The sequence below is a fragment of the Erythrobacter sp. genome (assembly GCF_011765465.1).
Taxonomy (GTDB): Bacteria; Pseudomonadota; Alphaproteobacteria; order Sphingomonadales; family Sphingomonadaceae; genus Erythrobacter.
The window spans coordinates 735493-754437 of the sequence record NZ_CP050265.1 but is presented as its reverse complement, the minus strand read 5'-3'; the positions used below and the strand labels follow the sequence as shown (position 1 = coordinate 754437).

Annotated in this window: 21 protein-coding genes; 2 read left to right on the top strand and 19 right to left on the bottom strand. The window is 67.1% G+C overall.

The genetic code is table 11. The features are described 5' to 3' along the window. Window positions 1-11: 11 nt before the first annotated feature. Window positions 12-1460, top strand: a complete 1449-nt coding sequence (locus G9473_RS03670) for an AMP nucleosidase (RefSeq protein WP_291136113.1) — start codon at window positions 12-14, stop codon at window positions 1458-1460. 195 nt (window positions 1461-1655) lie between these two features. Further along, complete coding sequence (locus G9473_RS03665) at window positions 1656-3122, top strand: methyl-accepting chemotaxis protein (protein WP_291136111.1); 1467 nt, start codon at window positions 1656-1658, stop codon at window positions 3120-3122. A 50-nt stretch (window positions 3123-3172) separates the two neighbouring features. On the opposite strand, the gene G9473_RS03660 is transcribed toward G9473_RS03665, so the two are convergent. The 19 genes from G9473_RS03660 to rpsP all read right to left on the bottom strand — a co-directional run bounded on the left by G9473_RS03660 (window position 3173) and on the right by rpsP (window position 18927). Next, window positions 3173-3715 (bottom strand): YbjN domain-containing protein, encoded by a 543-nt coding sequence (locus G9473_RS03660; protein ID WP_291136109.1) that lies wholly within the window; start codon window positions 3713-3715, stop codon window positions 3173-3175. Window positions 3716-3786: 71 nt separating this feature from the next. After that, complete coding sequence (gene rimK, locus G9473_RS03655; protein ID WP_291136107.1) at window positions 3787-4692, bottom strand: 30S ribosomal protein S6--L-glutamate ligase; 906 nt, start codon at window positions 4690-4692, stop codon at window positions 3787-3789. Window positions 4693-4758: 66 nt separating this feature from the next. Further along, window positions 4759-5226 (bottom strand): RimK/LysX family protein, encoded by a 468-nt coding sequence (locus G9473_RS03650; RefSeq protein WP_291136105.1) that lies wholly within the window; start codon window positions 5224-5226, stop codon window positions 4759-4761. Window positions 5227-5236: 10 nt separating this feature from the next. Beyond that, complete coding sequence (locus G9473_RS03645) at window positions 5237-6253, bottom strand: YncE family protein (RefSeq protein ID WP_291136103.1); 1017 nt, start codon at window positions 6251-6253, stop codon at window positions 5237-5239. Window positions 6254-6521: 268 nt separating this feature from the next. Then, the gene (locus tag G9473_RS03640; RefSeq protein WP_291136101.1) at window positions 6522-7286 is read right to left on the bottom strand and encodes an alpha/beta fold hydrolase; all 765 of its coding nucleotides are present in this window, start codon (window positions 7284-7286) and stop codon (window positions 6522-6524) included. Continuing rightward, the gene (locus G9473_RS03635; RefSeq protein WP_291136099.1) at window positions 7283-7942 is read right to left on the bottom strand and encodes a 2-hydroxychromene-2-carboxylate isomerase; all 660 of its coding nucleotides are present in this window, start codon (window positions 7940-7942) and stop codon (window positions 7283-7285) included. The genes G9473_RS03640 and G9473_RS03635 overlap by 4 nt, the downstream gene beginning before the upstream one ends. A gap of 29 nt (window positions 7943-7971) precedes the next feature. Further along, complete coding sequence (locus G9473_RS03630) at window positions 7972-8529, bottom strand: aspartate-semialdehyde dehydrogenase (protein ID WP_291136097.1); 558 nt, start codon at window positions 8527-8529, stop codon at window positions 7972-7974. Continuing rightward, window positions 8526-9551 carry an aspartate-semialdehyde dehydrogenase gene (locus G9473_RS03625; RefSeq protein WP_291136095.1) on the bottom strand — a complete coding sequence of 342 codons (1026 nt, stop codon included), beginning with the start codon at window positions 9549-9551 and terminating at the stop codon, window positions 8526-8528. Before G9473_RS03625 ends, G9473_RS03630 begins: the two co-directional genes overlap by 4 nt. A gap of 60 nt (window positions 9552-9611) precedes the next feature. Continuing rightward, entirely contained in the window at window positions 9612-10817 is a 1206-nt protein-coding gene (locus G9473_RS03620; protein WP_291136093.1) for an APC family permease, read from the bottom strand. A gap of 10 nt (window positions 10818-10827) precedes the next feature. Further along, the gene (locus G9473_RS03615; protein WP_291136091.1) at window positions 10828-13050 is read right to left on the bottom strand and encodes a DPP IV N-terminal domain-containing protein; all 2223 of its coding nucleotides are present in this window, start codon (window positions 13048-13050) and stop codon (window positions 10828-10830) included. 142 nt (window positions 13051-13192) lie between these two features. After that, window positions 13193-13561 carry a 50S ribosomal protein L19 gene (rplS, locus tag G9473_RS03610; RefSeq protein WP_291136089.1) on the bottom strand — a complete coding sequence of 123 codons (369 nt, stop codon included), beginning with the start codon at window positions 13559-13561 and terminating at the stop codon, window positions 13193-13195. Then, the gene (gene trmD / locus G9473_RS03605; protein WP_291136087.1) at window positions 13558-14307 is read right to left on the bottom strand and encodes a tRNA (guanosine(37)-N1)-methyltransferase TrmD; all 750 of its coding nucleotides are present in this window, start codon (window positions 14305-14307) and stop codon (window positions 13558-13560) included. The genes rplS and trmD overlap by 4 nt, the downstream gene beginning before the upstream one ends. After that, window positions 14304-14636 carry a hypothetical protein gene (locus G9473_RS03600; RefSeq protein WP_291136085.1) on the bottom strand — a complete coding sequence of 111 codons (333 nt, stop codon included), beginning with the start codon at window positions 14634-14636 and terminating at the stop codon, window positions 14304-14306. The genes trmD and G9473_RS03600 overlap by 4 nt, the downstream gene beginning before the upstream one ends. Before the next feature lie 92 nt (window positions 14637-14728). Further along, window positions 14729-15553: a methyltransferase domain-containing protein gene (locus tag G9473_RS03595; RefSeq protein WP_291136083.1), complete on the bottom strand. Its 825-nt coding sequence runs from the start codon at window positions 15551-15553 to the stop codon at window positions 14729-14731. Then, on the bottom strand, window positions 15543-16376 hold the full coding sequence (locus G9473_RS03590) for a class I SAM-dependent methyltransferase (RefSeq protein WP_291136081.1): 834 nt from the start codon (window positions 16374-16376) through the stop codon (window positions 15543-15545). Before G9473_RS03590 ends, G9473_RS03595 begins: the two co-directional genes overlap by 11 nt. A 284-nt stretch (window positions 16377-16660) precedes the next feature. Next, complete coding sequence (locus tag G9473_RS03585; RefSeq protein ID WP_291136079.1) at window positions 16661-17110, bottom strand: hypothetical protein; 450 nt, start codon at window positions 17108-17110, stop codon at window positions 16661-16663. Window positions 17111-17164: 54 nt separating this feature from the next. Beyond that, complete coding sequence (locus G9473_RS03580; RefSeq protein ID WP_291136077.1) at window positions 17165-17848, bottom strand: DUF5818 domain-containing protein; 684 nt, start codon at window positions 17846-17848, stop codon at window positions 17165-17167. Window positions 17849-17887: 39 nt separating this feature from the next. Beyond that, the gene (rimM, locus tag G9473_RS03575; protein WP_291136075.1) at window positions 17888-18388 is read right to left on the bottom strand and encodes a ribosome maturation factor RimM; all 501 of its coding nucleotides are present in this window, start codon (window positions 18386-18388) and stop codon (window positions 17888-17890) included. A gap of 71 nt (window positions 18389-18459) precedes the next feature. Continuing rightward, on the bottom strand, window positions 18460-18927 hold the full coding sequence (gene rpsP / locus G9473_RS03570; protein WP_291136073.1) for a 30S ribosomal protein S16: 468 nt from the start codon (window positions 18925-18927) through the stop codon (window positions 18460-18462). Between the last annotated feature and the right edge of the window lie 18 nt (window positions 18928-18945).

The following is an 18945-nucleotide window of genomic DNA, read 5'->3' as shown; positions in this document are numbered from 1 at the left end:
GGCTTTCGCCCATGACCCCGATCCCCAGCATCCTCGAACAATTGCAGCAGCACTATGCCGACGCGGTGGAGACCCTGCGCGAGGACGTGATCGCCTTCGGGCGCGACGGGACGATCCCGCCCGCGCGCAAGCGGCAGGACGGCAGCTATGCCTATCCCGAGCTGACCCTGCGCTATTCGGGCCGCGATTCGAACGGCGGGGCGCAGGACGACCGCGCGCGCGCCTTCGGGCGGCTGGAAATGGCCGGAACCTACACCACCACGATCACCCGGCCCGACCTGTTCGCGCCCTATCTCAAGGAACAGCTCGAACTGATCGCGGCCGAATACGAAATCACCGTGACGGTCGGGCGTTCGCGCCAGGAAATCCCTTTCCCCTATGTCCTCGACGGCGACGCGGGCGCGGCCATGGTCGGCATCGCGCCGCAGGAGATCGCGCAGTATTTCCCCTCGACCGACCTTGCCCTGATCGGTGACGAGCTCGCCGACGGGATCGAGTTCGACGAGGAGCGCGATATGCCCCTGTCGCTGTTCGACGCGCTCAGGACCGACTATTCGCTCGCCCGTCTGGCGCATTACACCGGCACGCGGGTGGCGGATTTCCAGGACTTCATCCTGTTCACCAACTATCACCGCTATGTCGACGAATTCGTGAACTGGGGCGCGAAGCAGATCGGCAAGGACGGCTACACCGCGCTGACCGGCGCAGGCGGGCTTCACATCACCGATCCAGCCGAGAACGCGCAGGGACAGCTCTCCGACACGGCGTGGCGGCGCCACCAGATGCCGGCCTATCACCTCATGCGCGAGGACCGGCTCGGCATCACGCTCGTCAATATCGGCGTCGGCCCGTCCAACGCCAAGACGATCTGCGACCACCTTGCCGTGCTGCGCCCCCATGCGTGGCTGATGATCGGCCATTGCGGCGGGCTTCGCTCGAGCCAGAAGATCGGCGACTTCGTCCTCGCCCACGCATATCTGCGCGACGACCACGTGCTCGACGACGTGCTCCCGCCCGAAATCCCGATCCCGCCCATCGCCGAAGTCCAGCAGGCGCTCGCCGGGGCGGCGGAGGAAGTCTCCGGCGTGCAGGGCGCGAACCTGAAACAGCGGATGCGCACCGGCACGGTCGTCACCACCGATGATCGCAACTGGGAGCTGCGCTATTCCTCCTCGGCGATGCGGTTTTCGCAGAGCCGCGCGATCGCGATCGAGATGGAAAGCGCCACCATCGCCGCGCAGGGGTATCGCTTCCGCGTGCCCTACGGAACGCTGCTGTGCGTGTCGGACAAGCCGCTCCACGGCGAGATCAAGCTGCCGGGGCAGGCCAACAAGTTCTACGAGGAGGCGATCGCGGCGCACCTGCAGATGGGGCTCGAGACGTGCAAGCGCCTGCGCGACGAGGGCGACCGGCTGCACAGCAGGAAGCTGCGCGCCTTTAACGAACCGCCCTTCCGGTAATCCCCGCAGGGGAAATACTAAGGCCGCGCGCACCCCCGCGCTAACCCTGCCGCGTCACAAGGGCTCGTCCGGGTTCGGGCGGGCCGTTCGATCCCCTGCGAGGCCCGCCCGCCCCGGCGCTTGAACGAACGGGCGTGCGAACGGGCGGGAGGCGGACAAGTGCCAAGCGAAATCGAACGCGTCAGACGGCGGGGCATGGTCTCGCTCGTCGTCGCGGGCTGGACCGTCACGGCGATTCTCGCGGTCCTCGCCCTGCCTCTCGGGCGCGAGACGGGCATCGCCGCGCTTGCGAGCGCGCTGGTCAACGCCCTGCCGACCTATCAGGCGCGGACCGGTCGAGAAGGCCCGGGCGCCCGGCTCACCCTTTCCATCGTCCCCGCGATCCAGCCCGCCCTGCTGATCTTCGTGATGGATGCGGGCGGGCTGCAGATGGAGATGCACCTCTACTTCTTCCCCGCCCTCGCCGGTCTGGTCTGGCTGTGCGACCCCCGGCCCGTGCTGCTCGCCGGAGCGCTCATCGCGGCGCACCATGTCGCGCTCGCCCTTGCCGCGCCCGAATGGACCTATGGCCGCGCGGTCCACATGGGCGACGTGGCGATCCATGTCATCGCGCTCCTCGCTGCCGCGGTCACGCTGGCGCTTCTGGCCGATGGCCTCTCGCGCTCACTCGCCGGCCTGGGCGAGGCGCGGGCGCAAGCAGCCGGCCTTGCCGACAGCCTTTCGGCAGGCGAAAAGGCGCTGGCCGAGGCGCGCGCATCGGCGCGGCGGGAGCGCGAGGTGCACGAAAGCGAGCGGCGCGCTTCGGAAGAGGCCCGACGCGAGGACCTCGCCCGGATCGCACGCGAATTCGAAGGCAATGTCGGCGGCCTCACCCATTCGCTCGTCGCGACCGCGCAATTGCTCGAACGCACGACGAAGGCGCTCGACACCGTCGCGCGCGAAGCGGGCGCGCGCGCGGGCGAGGTCGCCGGGGCGGCGGAAAGCGCGAGCCGCGCGGCAAGCACGGTTGCGCGCGGCATCGGCGAGCTGTCGGGCGCGATCGCGAGCATCGCGGGCAATGTCGGCCAGCACAAGGAACTCACCGCCCGCGCGGCCGAACGCTCGACCTCGGGCGGCGCGGCGGTCGGCTCGCTCGCCGAACATTCGGACACTATCGGCGAGGCGACCCGCGCCATCGCGCGCATTGCCGAGCGCACCAACCTGCTCGCGCTCAACGCCGCGATCGAGGCGGCGTCGGCGGGCGCTCAGGGCAAGGGCTTCACCATCGTCGCACAGGAAGTGAAATCGCTCGCCCGGCAGGCGGGCGAGGCCGCGACCGAGATCGACGCTTTCCTCTCCGGCATCCGCTCGGGCACGCTCGATGCGCAGACCAGTTTCGACGGCATCGCCGAGGTCATCGCCGAACTCGACCAGGCCGCGCGCGCGATCCGCTGGGACGTGGAGCACCAGCGCCAGTCCGCCGACACGATCGAAAGCCATGCGCGCAGCACGGCGCAGGACATCGGCGAAATGGCGATGCGCAGCCGGGCTCTGGCGCAGACGGCGGAGAACGCAGGCGAGCTCGCCGCCGAACTCGACCGCGCCGCCGCCGCCCTGCTCGGCCATGCACAGGATCTCGAAAACTCGGCGAGGAGGTTCACCGAGCAATTGCGCGCGGCGTGATCGCGGGCGGCGGTGTCAGGCTTCGCGCACGACCGGCGCGAGCGCGCGCTTCACCCGCCTGCCTCCGCTGCGGAGGCCGCCGCCTCGATTTCCGCCTCGCGTTCCTCGGCGAAGACCAGTGCGTCGGCGGCCTCTTCGAGCGTCGCCTCGAACCGCTCGACCGCCTCGACGAACAGGCTTTCGGGAATGCCGTTGCCCGTCAGGATGTCCCAGGTCATCCACGGGTCGCCCTCCTCGTCGAGAGAGACGGCGAGAAAGCGGTAGCGCGAGGAAATCTCGATCGCCTCGGCCGGGTTCCACGGCTCGGCCCGGTCGAGCCCGCCGCGCAGCTGGATCGAGGTGCACTTGTCATGGGTCTCCTCGTCGCAATCGTAGAACAGGACCATGAGCGGATATCCCTCCGCACGCGAGAAGCTGATCGCCGGGTCGCCCACCCCGTCCTTAATCAATTCAGGATCATAGCCCGCATTGAGCAGGGCGATCACCATGTCCTCGGGCCGTTCGGCGGAAATCATGCGCTCCGCCGTTTCCTCGGCGGCGAGCGGGAACGGTGCGACGAGCGCGGCGAGAGCAAGCAGCGGACGCAGGATCATGCGAGCGACCTTTCAGCGATAACAGGCGGGCGAGGAGAGGCTTACCCGTTCGGACACGCCTGGCAAGCGCTTCACCCCTGCCCGCGCGTCTTGGTCCGCCCGATTTTCGCATTCGCTTCCATGTAGGCGATGATCTGGCCCGCCACGTCCTTGCCGGTCGCGCTTTCGATCCCTTCGAGCCCGGGCGAGGAATTGACCTCCATGATGACCGGGCCGTGATTGCTTCGCAGCATATCGACCCCGCACACGTTCAGTCCCATGCGCTTCGCCGCACGCACGGCAGTGGAGCGTTCCTCGGGCGTGATCTTGATGACCTGCGCGCTGCCGCCGCGATGGAGGTTTGAGCGGAAATCGTCGGCCGCCCCGGTGCGCTTCATCGCGGCGACGACCTTGCCCCCCACGACCAGCGCGCGGATGTCGGTCCCGCCTGCCTCCTTGATGAATTCCTGCACGAGGATGTTGACGTTCGCGCCCCTAAACGCCTCGATCACCGATTTGGCGCTCGACATCGTCTCGGCCAGCACGACGCCGATGCCCTGCGTGCCTTCGAGCAGCTTGATGACGACCGGGGGGCCGTTCACCGCGCGGATGATCTCCTCGGCCTTTTTCGGATCGTTCGCATAGGCGGTGAGCGGGAGGCCGAGCCCGTGCTTGGCGAGGATCTGCAGGGAGCGCAGCTTGTCGCGGCTGCGCCCGATCGCGACGCTTTCATTGAGCGGCCAGCAGCCGCGCATCTCGAACTGGCGCAGGATCGCAAGGCCGTAATTGGTGATAGAGGCCCCGATGCGCGGGATCACCGCGTCGTATCCGATCATCGGCTGGCCCTCGTAATAGACCTCGGGCCGGTGGCTGGCGATGTGGACCGTGCAGCGGGTGGTGTTGAGGATGTCGAGCTCGTGCCCGCGCGCCTCGGCCGCCTGCTTAAGTCGCTTGTGCGAATAGAGGTTCGGATTGCGGGCCAGCATCGCGATTTTCATGGGTGAAACCTTGGTCAGAGTGAGCCGGGTGGTCAGAGTGAAACGCGGGCGAATCGGGCGAAAGCGTCAGGGCCGATACCCCTTCACCGCCTCCATGCCCGCGGATTGCAGCCATGAATATCCGCTATCGACGACAAAGCGGCGACGCAGCGAGGAACGCCCGACCAGCATCGGAAATTTCATGTCGGAGCGGTCGGCAAGGCTGATCTCGGCGCGGAAACGCACATCGCCGATCATGAGCGGGGTCTTGATGACATAGCGCCGCTGCGTCTCTCCGTTGGAACTGGTGACGCCGCGAATGTCGACATGGACCGCCTCGCATTCGTGGCGCTCCCCGTCCCAGTCGACCGCGAAACGCACGTATTTCTCACCGCCGCGCAGGAATTCCTCGATCACCTGCCCATGCAGCGAGGACGTGCGCGCGCCGGTGTCGATCTTGGCCGGGATGCGCGACAGGCCAAGCTCGGGCAGGTCGACCATTTCGCGCCAGCCGACGATCGGCAGAATGCGGGGAGGCTTCGGCGGGGGATTCATGCAGGCGGGTTCACGGCAGGATGGCGAGCCCGTCCCCGCCCTCGCCCGCTGTCAGCCGGCGCAGGACCGTGCCGCTGGCATAATCGACCTCTGCAATGGTGTCGCTGGCGGTCTCTGCGACGTAGATACGCCTGCCGTCGTCCGACCACAGGATCGTGACCTGGAAGCGGTCCTGCGCCGTCTCGGGGCCGGAAACGGGGATCGTGCGGATGACCTCGGCTTCGGCAAGGTCGATGACCGAAAGCGAGCCGTCCATGAGGTCCGATGTGACCGCAACGTCGCCCTGCGGCCGGATCGCGATGCGCAGGGGAAAGCGGCCCGTCTCGACCGTCTCGCGCACTTCCATGGTGTCGGAATCGAGCGCGAAAACTTCGTTCGACCCGCGCGCCGAAACCCACAGCGTCCTGCCGTCGGGAGCAAGCGCGATGCCTTCGGGCTCCTCGCCCACCGTCATCGAAAGCGGCGCCATGCGCGCCTTCAACGCCACGCGCGTCACCGTGCGCGAGCCGAGGTCCGTGGTCCACGCCGTGTTCCCGTCGGGCGCAACGGCGAGCATATGGCTGCCGTCCTTTGCCGTGGAGAATTCGAGCAGTTGCGGCTCGGCTGCGAGCGGCCGGGCGATGCGGAATATCGAGCGGCGCCCCTCGGCAGTGGCGTAGATGTCGCCGTTTTCGTGCCACACGATGCCGTGCGGGCGGGCATTTTCGCCCAGGTCGATGCTTGCGACCTTGTCCAGTGTATCGACCGCGAAGATGTCCACGCTCGTCCCGCCATAGCAGGCCAGTGCGACGTGCCGCCCGTCGGGCGAGGTCGCGAGTTCATGCGGATTGGTGCAGCTCGGCTTGCGTTGCACTTCCTCGCCGGTGGCGAGATCGATCTTCGAGAGCGTGTTGCCCCGCTTCGCCGCGACGAAGAGCGAGCGCGCAGGCTGATCCGCCGCACTCGTGCTAACCGGCCTGTTCTCAGGCGCGCAGCCCGCCGCGAGCAGCAGGGCCGCCGACATGGCGAGCGCCCCGGATAGGTTCATCCGCTTCATCCCTAAGATCATAACGGGTGCGCAGGCCGCGTCAAAGCGGGGCACGCCCGCCCCTGTCTGATTTGGCAAGGACAAGCGGGGCCGAATTCGCTGGATTTATCCAATGAAATGAGATAATGTAGCTTGCGCAATGAGAGAGAGAATTACCGATCCTTGCGACGATCGGTATGCTCACCGGCCATAGCCCCCGTGAGGCCGTGAGCGCGGGCCCCCGTCGATCCGTCTGCGGCGGGGGCCCATTACTTTCCAGGCCTTTCCGTCAGTCCTTCAGGAAACGCACGATCGCCTCGCCCAGTTCGGCCCTCGTCGCGCTGTCGAGATGCCCGCCGGGGACTTCCTCGTAAGCCGCATCGGGCAGGAGCTGCGCGAGGTGGCTGGCCGAGCCGTTGTCGCGGTCGTCCACCCCGCTCACCACCAGCACGGGACAATCGACATTGTCGAGCGCTTCGAGTTCGAGATCGCCCATCGCATCGAGCAGCAGGCGCGCCGCGACCCGGTCGACCCCTTGCGATTTCAGGAACTGGCGCGATTGCCAGGCCGGATCGCCGCGCTCGATCGTGTCGAATTCGTCGATCACCCGCTTGAAGAAGGCCGCGCGCTGCTGCCATTGCGAGAGGCCCGATACGCCCATCCCGCACACCACCATGCGCCGGGGCGACAACACGCCACGCGCCGCGACATGGAGCGCGGTGCGCGCGCCGAGCGAAAAGCCGACGAGGTCGAAGCCGCCTTCCTCAAGCCCAAGGTGCTCCGCCAGCGCCGCGACGTCGCGCACCAGCACGCCTTCGGGATAGCTTTCGGGTTCGCCCGGCGCTTCGCTTTGCCCGTGGACGCGGAAATCGAGCATGATCGCCTCGAATCCCGCCTCGGCGAGACGCGCGGCGCGACCCCAGCGGATCCAGTTCATGTCGGCGCTCGAAAACAGGCCGTGGAGCAGGACGACGGGCCGCCCCTCGCCCTGCCGATGGAGCGCGAGGCGCGTGCCGTCGAAACTTTCGAAATGCGTTGTCGTGTGATCGCTCACGCCGAACCTTCCCGCGGCGCCAGCCCCTTCTGTTCCATCCGCCACTTCACCATCTCGATCCGGTCCTGCCCGAAGAAGGGTTCGCCTTCGAACACGAGGGTCGGCACGCCCCAGTGGCCCGCCGCCTCCAATGCGGCCTGGTTCGCGGCGATCTCGATGTCTAGCGCTTCGGCGTCGTCCACCGCCTCGGCCTCGATCCCGGCGAAGTCGAGCCCGGCGCGCTCCGCCGCGCCTTTCAGGTGCTCGCCCTCGTTCCAGCCTTTCGCCCCGCCCCAGATGAGCCTTCCGGCCTCGTGCGCGAAGGCGAGCCCGCGCCCGCGCCGCGCCGCCGCCTGGCCCAATCGCGTGATCCGCCGGATATGCGGCTGGTCGGCGGCGATCTGGCGGGTGTTCACGTCCTGCACGATCGGGTCGGGCATGGGCGGGCCGAAGGGTATCCCGTGAAACTGCGCCACCCGCATCATGTCGCGCATGGTGTAGCCGAGCCAGTTGGGATGGTTGCGCTCGAAGAAATCCGGCTGGCGCACCGCGAGCGGCCAGACCGGCCTAAGCGCGATGTCGACGTCCCATTCCTCGCTCATCTGCCGGTAACGCCCCACGGCGAGGTAGGAATAGGGTGAGCGGAAGCTGAAATAGAGATCGGCGGTGAGTGTCATTGTCTCCCTCCCCCAGGCAAATGGTCCGCTCAGCGAAAGAAGCACTGCGTCCCGGCATAGAGCATGGCGACCTCGTCCTCCTCGATGAAGCCGCCGATGCCGCCCGCCAGCGTGAATTCCTCGCCCAGCGTGCTGTCCTCGACAAGCGCGAAGCCCTCGCGCCCCTCGATCGACGCGCGCGAGGCGCCGAGCGTCTCGCCCGATGCGAGCGCGACGTTTTCGGCCGTGGGCGCGTCGCCTTCATAGGGCAGGTGCCAGTTCCAGCCGACCAGCGCGCCGTCCTGGAAATTGAGCGTCAGCCCGCCATCGAAATCGGTGAAGTCGATCGGTCCGGCGCCGCATTCGGTGTTGGTCGCGCCGCGATTGGGCTCGCCCAGCACCTTGGCGAGCGCTGTCTCGACCTCGCCGCGCCCGGCGTTGAAGTAGAACGCCTCGCCCCCGGCGGAGAGCCCCTCGCCCGTGAGCCGCACGGCGTCGGCTACGACCTGTGCGGATGGAGCCTCTTCGCCCGGCTCGTCGGGCTCGCCCCCGCAGGCGGCGAGCGCCAGCAGCGCGGCGGCGGAAAGGGCGAAGCGCATCGGCCTCATCCCTTCTGCAAGTGGCGGCGGCCGAGCAGTTCGGCGATCTGGACTGCGTTCAAGGCCGCGCCCTTGCGCAGGTTGTCCGAGACGCACCACAGCGTCAGCCCGTTCTCGACCGTCGGATCCTCGCGCACGCGGGAGATGTAGGTCGCGCTGTCGCCCGCGCATTCGACCGGGGTGACGTATCCCTCGTCCTCGCGCTTGTCGACGAGCATGATGCCGGGCGCCTCGCGCAGGATTTCCTGGGCCTGTTCTGCAGAAAGCTCCTTCTCGAACTCGATGTTCACCGCCTCGGAATGGCCGACGAAGACCGGCACGCGCACGCAGGTGGCGTTCAGCTTGATCTTCGGGTCGAGAATCTTCTTCGTCTCGACCACCATCTTCCATTCCTCCTTGGTCGAACCGTCCTCGAGGAAGACGTCGATATGGGGAATGACGTTGAAGGCGATCTGCTTGGTGAACTTGGCCGGTTCCACCGGATCGCCGACGAAGATCGCGCGGGACTGTTCGAACAGCTCGTCCATGCCCGCCTTGCCCGCGCCCGAGACCGACTGGTAGGTCGAGACCACCACGCGCCTGATCGTCGCGGCGTCATGCAGCGGCTTGAGCGCGACGACCAGCTGCGCGGTCGAGCAGTTGGGGTTCGCGATGATGTTGCGCTTCTTGTAGTCGTCGATCGCGTCCGGATTCACCTCGGGCACGATCAGCGGCACGTCGGGGTCCATCCGGTAGAGCGAGGAATTGTCGATCACGACGCAGCCTGCCGCCGCCGCCTTGGGCGCGTATTCTTTCGCCGGACCGCTCCCGGCCGCGAACAGGGCGATGTCCCATCCGGCAAAGTCGAAATGCTCGATATTCCTGCATTTCAGCATCTTGCCCGTGTCGCCGTATTCGACCTCGGTCCCGGTCGAGCGCCCGGAGGCGACCGCGGCCACCTCGTCCACGGGAAACTCGCGCTCGGCGAGGATCTGCATCATTTCGCGCCCGACATTGCCGGTCGCCCCGACGATGGCCACCCGATAGCCCAATTCGCATTCTCCTGTATCTGCGGCCTGCGAAATAGCGTGCCGCGCAGCGCCCGCAAGGGCTCAGACCACTCCCGCGAGGTAAAGCACCAGCATCGCCGCCCCACCGAGCGACCCGCAAAGCCCGATCCACGAGGCCCAGCGCCGCCCGACCCGGCAGTGGATGGCGAGCCAGTTCACCAGCGCGAAGACGGCAAGGAAGATGAGGCTCGCGACCTCGACCAGCACTTCGAGCCCGCCGATCACCACCAGCACCGCCGCCGCGCCCGAGATCAGCAGCGTCCCCGCCCACGGCACGCCGGAGGAGTCGCGCTTGCCGAACAGGGCGGGCATTTCCCCGTCCTCGGCTGCGCGGCTGGCGAGGCGCGCGGTGGCGAAAACGGTCGCGTTGATCGCCGAGCCCGCCGAAAACGTCGCTGCAAGCGAGACGGCGAGGAACCCGGCGAGCCCCAATGCCTCGCGCCCGGCGATGGCGAGCGCGACTTCCTCGCGCGCGACGATCTCGCCCGCTCCCGCCAGCATCGCCGCCCCCAGCGCGACGAGGACATAGGTCGCCATGGTCGCGAGGATCGCGGCGGGCATGGCGCGGCTGATGGTGCGCGGCGGATCCTCCATCTCGTCGTAGTCGTAGCTCAGCAGCTGGAAGCCTTCGTAGGCCATGAACACCACGCCCATGCCGATCAGCGCCCCTGTCCAGCCCACGGGTGAACCCGGATCGGCGACAAGCTGACCGGTGTCCCACCGCGCAAGGCCGAAGCCCGACAGGACGAGCAGGATCGCGAGCTTGCCCCACACCGCGACCTTTTCGATGAACGTCGCTTCGGCTGCGCCCATCAGGTTGATCCCCGCGAGGACCGCGATCGCGCCGATCGCGGCGGCGGTCTTGACCCATGCGGCCGCTCCGAGCGCGAAGGCGGCGTAGGAACCGAAGGTCACGGCGTAGACCGAGACGGTGAAGGTGTAGCCCACCACCAGCACCCACACCGCGATGCGCGCGGTGCGCCTCCAGCCGATGTCCATGAGATAGGCATAGGACCCGCCCGGCCGGTCGATCACGCGCGACAGGGCGGCATAGGACTGGCCCGAGCAGAGCGCGACAAGGCCGCCGAGAACGAAGCTCGCCCAGGCGAACTGCCCCGCGACCGCAATCACCACGCCCAGCGTCGAGAAGATCCCGCCGCCGATCATGCCGCCGACCGCCATCGCCCAAGCGCCGCCGGGCTTCATCAGGTGCGGCTGATCGGAAGACGGTTCGGCCCGGTCGGTCATCGGCGCAGGGTCATTGCGGCGGGGTCACCCCGTGGCTTTCGAGAAAGCGAAAGATCGTGTTCCACAGGTGCGGCGAGATGTTCTCGCCCGCGACGCGGTGCGTGTAGCCGGGATAGAGCATCATCTCGAACGGCACGTTGCCCTCCTGCAGCGCGGCGATGATTTCCGAGGAGTTCTCGAACACCACGTTGTCGTCGGCCATGCCGTGGATGATGAGCAGCGGGTCGCTGATTGTGGTCGCCTGCGGGATCGCGCTTGCCGCTTCGTAGGCTTCGGGCACTTCGTTGGGGTCGCCCATGTAGCGTTCGGTGTAGTGCGTGTCGTAGAGTTCCCACTTGGTCACCGGCGCGCCCGAGATGCCTGCGGCGTAGAGGCCCGGGTCGGCCTCGAGCTGTTTCAGCGTCATGTAGCCGCCATAGGACCAGCCGTAGATCGCGATCTTGTCGGGATCGACGAAAGACTGCTGCCCCAGCCATTCGGCCCCGGCCTTCTGGTCGCGCACTTCGACGCCGCCCATCGCGCGGTAGATCGGCTGTTCGAAATCGACGCCCCGGTTCGCCGAGCCGCGATTGTCGAGCGCGAACCAGATATAGCCCCTGTCCACGACCGCCTGCGCGAGCGCGCCGGTCCAGCCCTTGTCCACCAGCTGCGGCCCCGGCCCGCCATAGTGGTAGTAGAGCACGGGGTATTTCTTGCCCGGCTCCATGTCGGGCTTGAGCATCATGTAGTGAAGCGCGGTCCCGTCCTCGGCGGCAATCGTGCCGTATTCGGGCATGACATGGCTCATCAGGAAGGGCGTGTAGGGATGGTCAGCGTCGAGCGCGTTCTCCTCGATCCAGGTGATCCGCTGGCCTTCGCGCCCGGCGAGATAGGATTGCGGCGGCTGGTCGGGTTTCGAGCGGGTGACGAGCAGCGCGCGGCCCTTGCCGTCCATGCTGGCTGAATTGGTGTAGTCGGGATCGGTCAGGCGTTCGGGCTCGCCCTCACCCGAAAGGCTGGCGCGGTAGACCTGCTGGGTCAGCACGCCATCGGTGCGGGTGTAGAAGAAGACGCCTTCTTCCTCGTTCACCCCGACGAGCGCGCTTGCGGGCTGCGTGCCCTGCGTGAGCTGCGTCCATTCGCCGTCCTTCAGGCGGTAGAACTGGCCGTAGCCCGACCGCTCGGACCACCACAGCAGGCTGCCGTCCTTGAGGAAGCGGTAGCTGTCGGACAGGTTGACCCAGTAATCAGGCCGCGCGGCGTTTTCCGTGAAGAGGATTTCGCTTTTCCCCGTCGCCGGATCGACCTTGAGCATATCGATCCGCGTCTGCGCGCGGTCCTGCCGCTGGACGTAGAGATAATCGTCCGGGCCCCAGTCGGCGCGGGCGAGGTAGATGTCGGTTTCCGGGCCGAGATCGACCTTCACCCGGTTCCCTCCGTCGGGGTCCATCAGGTAAAGCTCGACCAGTGCGTTGTCCGAGCCCGCGACCGGATAGCGCTGGTCGAACACCTTGGTCCCCGTCGCACCGATCGCGGCGCGGGTGACGATGCCGACCGGGCTTTCGTCGGTGCGCTGGACCGCAAGCCGGGTGTCGTTCCCGTTCCACCAATATCCGGTCAGCCGGCCCATTTCCTCCTGAGCGACGAATTCGGCCTCGCCCCAGCGGATCGTCTCGCCTTCCCTGGGCGTGATCGGGCGCGCCTCGCCGCCGAACGGGCCGACCCAGAGCTGGCGGTCGCGCACGAAGGAGACGTAGCCGCCCCTGCTCGAAAGCTTGGGGTTGAGTTCGGTCCCTTCCGTATCGGTCAGCCGCGTGACGCTTCCGTCGAGATTGGCGAAGTAAAGATCGCCATCGAGGGGCACGAGCACGCCCGACCCGTCGCTCGCCCACTGATAGGAGATGATGCCCTTGAGATTGCCGACGCGCGCGCGCTCGCGCTGCATCTTCTCGTCTTCGGACAGTTCGCGCCCCGTGCCCAGCGCCTCGCTGTCGACCAGCATCCGCCATTCGCGCGTCGCGATGTCGTAGCCCCACAGGTCGTAGCGTTCGAGATCGTCCTCGCGGTTTCTCAGCAAGGTGAGGTATTTCCCGTCCGGCGACAGCTTCGCCTGGCGAGGCGCGGGACCGTTCAGCGAGGGCGAGGCGAAGACCCGCTCGAAGGTGAGTTCGCCGTCTTCGGTCATGGGAGTATCCGCGACGGCAGGCTGGGCAAGCAGGACAGCAGCGGCGGCTGCGAGGATGGACAAGCGCATTTCAAGGACGGCCCCTTCGTTATGTCGTCATTGCTCGGCAGCCGACATGACGAAAGCGCGCGCGAATTGCAAAGGGCGAGCCACGAAAAAGGGCGGCCCCGCAAGAGCCGCCCTTTCGTGAATTCGCTTTGTGGCGCGCGGTTTACGCCTTGGGCGCGTTCTCGCGGCGTTCGGCGATGCGCGCGCGCTTGCCGGTGCGGCCGCGCAGGTAATAGAGCTTCGCCCGGCGCACGACGCCGCGGCGGACCACGGTGATGTCGTCGATGATCGGCGAATAGAGCGGGAAGACGCGTTCCACGCCCTCGCCGAAGCTGATCTTGCGCACCGTGAAGTTGGAGCCCATCCCGCGGTTCGAACGCGCGATCACCACGCCTTCGAAGTTCTGCACGCGCTCGCGGTTGCCTTCCTTGACCTTGACGCCGACACGCACGGTGTCGCCGGCCCGGAATTCGGGAATCTGACGTTCGACCTTGCCGATTTCTTCGGCTTCGATTTGCTGGATCAGGTTCACTGGTCCGTATCCTTCTTTTCACGCTGCGCGCCAGAGGCAGACCCGCCCGGAGCATCCCCGTGACGCTCCCATAGATCGGGCCTGCGTAACCGTGTCGTCTCGCGCGCCTGTGACTTGCGCCAGGCGGCGATCTTCGCATGATCCCCCGATCGCAGCACTTCGGGGATCGTGCGCCCTTCCCACTCCTGAGGTCGGGTGTAGTGCGGGTATTCGAGCAGGCCCTCCTCGAAGGATTCCTCCTCGCCGCTAGAAGCCGCGCCCATTACGCCGGGAAGCAGCCGAATGCAAGCGTCGAGTATGGCAAGCGCGGCGGGTTCTCCGCCGGAGAGGACGATGTCGGCGAGGCTCACTTCCTCGATGTGCGGGCGGGCCTCGAACAGGCGCTCATCGAAGCCTTCGAACCGCCCGCACAGCAGGGTGACGCCCGGCCCGCTCGCGAGTTCGCGGATGCGCGCCTGCGTGATCGGTTTCCCGCGCGGGGTCATGGCGAGGATCGGCGCTTCGGGCTGGAGCGCCGCGGCATGATCGACCGCGCGGGCGACGACGTCGCACTTGAGGACCATCCCCGCCCCGCCGCCAGCGGGCGTGTCGTCGACCGTGCGATGCTTGTCCTTGGCGAAGTCGCGGATCTGCACCGCCTCGCACGACCAGTCCCCCCGCTCGAGCGCGCGGCCCGCAAGGGAAACGCCGAGGGGACCCGGAAACATCTCCGGGTAAAGCGTCAGGATGGTGGCGGCGAAGGTCATTCGGTGTCAGGGAGGTCAGGTTCGGACGGCCGCCGCTTCGCATCCTCGCGCCGCAGCCAATCGACATAGCTCGCCAGCGCCGCGCCGATGGTGCTGCCCCACACCGCCAGCACGACCAGCGCGAAGACCAGCCCTCCGACAATCCCGCCATCGCGGGTCAGCGCCATGAACAGCGCGAGCGGGATCGCGCCTGCTGCGCCGATGCCCATCATCGCGCCGAGGCCGGGTCGTCCGGCCGCGCGGGCGAGCGCGATATTGGCGATGATCGGCGTCAGGATAAGCGGCGAGACGAGCATCACCCACCACAACCATTCGGGCGCTTCGAACACGTTTTCCCTCCCCGGACGTGAAACAGGCGGGACGCGCCGATGCGCTGCCCCGCCCGCTCCTTAGCCGTGTGGAAGGCGTATCGAAAGCCCGCTCACCGCTTGCGGAAGAGCATGATGCCCCATGTCAGCCGCCCCTCGTCCGCGCCGCGCACCCAGTGGCCGAGCCCGGCGATCATGCGGTCGATGAATTCGTCGCTCGCCGAAAGCTCGTCCCGGCGCGCGTCGAGCTCCTCGGCAACGCGCGCATAGTGGTTGCGAAGCTGGCGCGAGCGGTCCTGGACTTCGACTTCCTCGAAACCGCGCGCCTTTAGCCCTTCGCGGTAGAAGCCGAAGCTCGCGAGGTTCTGCAGGTGGATGCGGTCGTAAATCGGCTGCAGCGCGCTGGTGTCGGACAGCCCGTCGGCCTGCATCGGGTCGGTGAAGATGAAGCGCCCGCCCGGCTTCAGCACCCGCGCGACCTCGTCCAGCACGGCCTCGCGGTCGGGTGCGTGGAGGATCGCGTCCTGGCTCCACACAACGTCGACGCCGCCGCTGCCGAAGGGCAGCGCATCGAACGACCCGTCGACCACCTCGATCCGGTCCGAAAGCCCCGCTTCCTCGGTCAGCTTGCGATTGCGGGCGTTCTCCTCCTCGGCGATGTTGAGGCAGGTGACCCGGCCCGCGCCGTGCTTCGACACGAGCCGCCGCGCGCCGCCTCCATAACCCGAGCCGATGTCGAGCACATAGGCGCGCGACAGGTCGCCGAGCAGCCCCGCCATCGTGTCGACCGTCGCGGCGCTCGCCTCGCGGATGTCGCGCGTGTCGTCGTAGATGCCGACATGGATGTCCTCCCCTCCCCAGATGGTGGAGTAGAACTCGATCGCGTCGCTGCTGTCGTAATAGTCGCGCGCGACCTCTACGCCCGCTTCACTCGCCATCTTCGATATACTCCTTCTCCGCGACGTGGATGAAGAAGTCGGGCGAGGCGTCCTCGTGGTCGTCCTGGAAGTCGCCATAGGTCTGGATGCGCTGAAAGCCCACGTCGGTCATCAGGCCGCGGACATATTCCTTGCGCAGAGGGAACATATTGAGGAAATAATCCGACCCGTCGGGGAAGGAATATTTGAACCGTGCAAGGCTGTCGTCGACATAGTCCGGCTCTGCTGTCACCTGATCGCCGCAATAGTAATACTTGTGCTTCGAGCTGAACCCGTGGTCGAGGATCTCGTCGTAGTTCCTCTGGTCGAGGATCAGCACCCCGTCATGCTTTAGCGCGGCGTAGAATTCCGCGAGCGTGCGGCGGCGGTCGGCCTCGTCATGCAGGTGGGTGAAGGAATTGCCGAGGCAGATGATCGCGTCGAACTTGCCGTGCACATCCTTGTTGAGCCAGCGCCAGTCGGCGTGGACGGTCTTGAGCACGAAATCGTGGTCGGCCGCGTTCTGGAATGCCATGGCGAGCATTTCGGCAGACCCGTCGGCCGAGAAAACGTCGAACCCGGCTTTCAGCAATTGCACCGAATGAAAGCCCGTGCCCGTCGCCACGTCGAGGACCGATTTCTTGCCGCGCGCGCGCAGCAGGTCGATGAAGAACTGGCCTTCGCTCTTGGCGCGCGCTTCCCAGTCGATCAGCTCGTCCCACTTCTCGACGAAGCCGCGGACATATTCGTTCACGTAGACGTCGGATTCGCGCACGGCGTGCGGGTCGTCGCCGTAATCCTGCTCGTGTGTCGGCACGAAGGTGCTGGTGGTGGTCTTGTCCACTGTCCCGTCCCCATTCTGAAAAGCTCCGCAGGCGCGCGAAGACGCCCTCCGGCTGAGAGTGGCCTCGCGGAGCGTGTGATCCACATTTTCGAGTGCGGGAATTAGAACATGGCGCGCGGCTTATCTCAACCGAAGCGGCGGCTTTCGGCAAAAACGCAAGATAATTGCGCCTCACGCAATCACCTTGTCGGGTTTCGCAAGCATTGTGGCTCTGCGCTCGGCTCAGTGGAACAGGATTACCGGGCGTAACAAAAGTTAAGCAATTGAAAAGTCGGGAATCGGCCTCAGGAGAAAGCCTCCACCTCGCGCCGGGCACGCTGCTTCAGCCGCCACCTGAGGAACGCGGCGCAGAGCACGCCGACGACGAGACCGACCACGCCAAGGCCGAGAAAGATGAGCTTTCCCACGAGCGGAATGCCGGGCAGCCGCGCGAGAGCGTCGAGCACGCCCTCGCCCATCGCCAGCGACATGACGAAATAGAACAGCAGCATGAGCAGCACCGGGGTCGCCCCCGTCAGCGCGACGCGCCAGCCGAACCGGGCGGGCCCGAGCGCGCGGTGAAATATCATCGCGGCGAGGAGGCTCACAAGCGCGCCGACCGCGAAGACGAGCGCAAAGGCTTCCAACGGACCGACAAAGGCACCGGGCGGCGGCGCGTCTTCGATGATCATGAATTCGTTCTGCGGCGTCGTCGCCTGACCGCTCGCTGAAAGAACCGCTTGCCTTATCGCCATGCCGCCCTTGTCCGACAGGCCGTATGAATGCGCAAGGGAAGCCTTGGCAGACTGTCACCCCGCGCATTTGACGAACACGACCCCATCGCCTGAAATGGCGTGCCCGGCGACCTCGACCGGGTCATAGTCGGCATCGGTGGCCGGGCGCAGTATGGCGAGCCCGTCCGGCCCGCGCGCCTCGATCGGGGTCTCGGGCAGCGGCTCGTCCCAGTCGATCCGCGGATAATCGCCCAGAACGACGCGCGCCGTCTCGGGCCGGCCGTTCACGCGCGTCTCGATCACCAGCGCGCCGGGGCTTTCGCTGATCTGGAAATCGGGGCGGTCGCAATCTGCCTGCAACCCCTTGGCGACCCAGCTGCCGGTGACATAGGCGATGTCGAGCGCGATGCCGCCCGCGCGCGCCGGGTCGCGGTCGCGCGCCGGGGGATCGATGCTCTCGATATAGTCGGGCGTGAGCGTCGCCTCGCCCTCCATGCAGATGCTCGCCCCGGCGCGGGGGCCGGTGAAGCGGACATAGTCGCCGGGGCCGAAATCGGCTTCGCCCAGCGCAAGCGCGTAGCGTTCGCCCTCGGGAGTGACGAGGACGGGGCACTCGGTCCCCTCCATTATGCGCCCCTCGACCGTGCGCGCCTGCGGCTCGCTTGGCGTCGGAGCGGGGGCGTCGGGTTCATCGGCGGGCGGAGCGTCTCCGCAGGCGGCGAGCGCGAGGGCGGCGGCGGGGAGGAGGAGATGTCTCATGCCCTTCCAGCGCATGGCCGGGGGGCGATGTTCCGCCGATCACTCGGCGAAGGGGGCCGCGATCACCATGCGCGCGGTGTCCCAGGACAGGACCGCCTCTTTCGTCATCGGGACCATGAAGGTCTTCGGCCCCTTGGCCGGCGGCGGCTCGCGGCGGATCTCGACCACGTCGGTCGCGCCGAAATTCTCGACCGCGATCACTTCGCCCACCGGCTCCCCCGCATCGGTCTCGACCGCAAGGCCGATGAGGTCGGCGTGGTAATATTCGCCCTCTTCGAGCGGCAGCAGCGCGGCGCGAGGCACGGTAAGGACCGTGCCCCGCAGGCGTTCGGCTTCGGTGCGGTTGGAGACCCCGGCAAAGCGCGCGATCGCCCCGCCCTTGCCGTCGGAGCGGATCTTGAGCGGGGTCAGCGCGCCGTCATTGAAGCTGTCGTGAAGGCGGAGCGCCTCGATCCCTTCACCGAAGAGCTTGAGGCGCACCTCACCCGCGACGCCGTGCGCGCCGGTGATCGCGGCGAGTTCGATCCTGTCTGTCGCCACCACGCGCTCCCAGGGCGCTTAAAGGCGCGCGCCGGGCCGTCATCCGGCCCGGCGCGAACACAAGCGAGGGATCAGCCCTCGGCCTTTTCCTCGCCCGCTTCTTCGGCGGGAGCCTCTTCGGCCGGAGCTTCCTCGGCAGCGGCTTCTTCAGCCGGGGCCTCGTTCGCTTCGGCTTCGGCGGCCTTGGCGGCTTCCTCGGCCTCGCGGGCCTTCTCGGCCTTCTCCTCGGCGCGCTCCTTGGCCTTCTCGCCCGGCTCGGCCTTCTGCGGGTTGTTGCGCGGTGTGCGCTCCATGATGCCGGCGGCATCGAGGAAGCGGGCGACGCGGTCCGACGGCTGCGCGCCGACCGAGAGCCAGTGACGCGCGCGGTCCTCGTCGAGCTTCACGCGGGCCGGGTCGTCCTTGGCCAGCAGCGGATTGTAGGTGCCGATCTGCTCGAGATACTTGCCATCGCGCGGCGCGCGACTGTCGGCGGCCACGATGCGGTAATAGGGACGCTTCTTGGCGCCACCGCGCGAGAGCCTGAGTGCAATTGCCATTATGTCTTACCTTTCGAG

What these genes read in the sequence shown, in the direction of transcription:
- rimK (WP_291136107.1), bottom strand. Translation starts at nt 4,692, where the DNA reads ATGAAAATCGCGATGCTGGCCCGCAATCCGAACCTCTATTCGCACAAG.
- G9473_RS03650 (WP_291136105.1), bottom strand. Translation starts at nt 5,226, where the DNA reads ATGAATCCCCCGCCGAAGCCTCCCCGCATTCTGCCGATCGTCGGCTGG.
- G9473_RS03585 (WP_291136079.1), bottom strand. Translation starts at nt 17,110, where the DNA reads ATGGCGATAAGGCAAGCGGTTCTTTCAGCGAGCGGTCAGGCGACGACG.
- G9473_RS03595 (WP_291136083.1), bottom strand. Translation starts at nt 15,553, where the DNA reads ATGGCGAGTGAAGCGGGCGTAGAGGTCGCGCGCGACTATTACGACAGC.
- G9473_RS03620 (WP_291136093.1), bottom strand. Translation starts at nt 10,817, where the DNA reads ATGACCGACCGGGCCGAACCGTCTTCCGATCAGCCGCACCTGATGAAG.
- G9473_RS03580 (WP_291136077.1), bottom strand. Translation starts at nt 17,848, where the DNA reads ATGAGACATCTCCTCCTCCCCGCCGCCGCCCTCGCGCTCGCCGCCTGC.
- G9473_RS03670 (WP_291136113.1), top strand. Translation starts at nt 12, where the DNA reads ATGACCCCGATCCCCAGCATCCTCGAACAATTGCAGCAGCACTATGCC.
- G9473_RS03660 (WP_291136109.1), bottom strand. Translation starts at nt 3,715, where the DNA reads ATGATCCTGCGTCCGCTGCTTGCTCTCGCCGCGCTCGTCGCACCGTTC.
- G9473_RS03630 (WP_291136097.1), bottom strand. Translation starts at nt 8,529, where the DNA reads ATGAGGCCGATGCGCTTCGCCCTTTCCGCCGCCGCGCTGCTGGCGCTC.
- G9473_RS03635 (WP_291136099.1), bottom strand. Translation starts at nt 7,942, where the DNA reads ATGACACTCACCGCCGATCTCTATTTCAGCTTCCGCTCACCCTATTCC.
- G9473_RS03665 (WP_291136111.1), top strand. Translation starts at nt 1,656, where the DNA reads ATGGTCTCGCTCGTCGTCGCGGGCTGGACCGTCACGGCGATTCTCGCG.
- G9473_RS03645 (WP_291136103.1), bottom strand. Translation starts at nt 6,253, where the DNA reads ATGAACCTATCCGGGGCGCTCGCCATGTCGGCGGCCCTGCTGCTCGCG.
- trmD (WP_291136087.1), bottom strand. Translation starts at nt 14,307, where the DNA reads ATGACCTTCGCCGCCACCATCCTGACGCTTTACCCGGAGATGTTTCCG.
- G9473_RS03615 (WP_291136091.1), bottom strand. Translation starts at nt 13,050, where the DNA reads ATGCGCTTGTCCATCCTCGCAGCCGCCGCTGCTGTCCTGCTTGCCCAG.
- rpsP (WP_291136073.1), bottom strand. Translation starts at nt 18,927, where the DNA reads ATGGCAATTGCACTCAGGCTCTCGCGCGGTGGCGCCAAGAAGCGTCCC.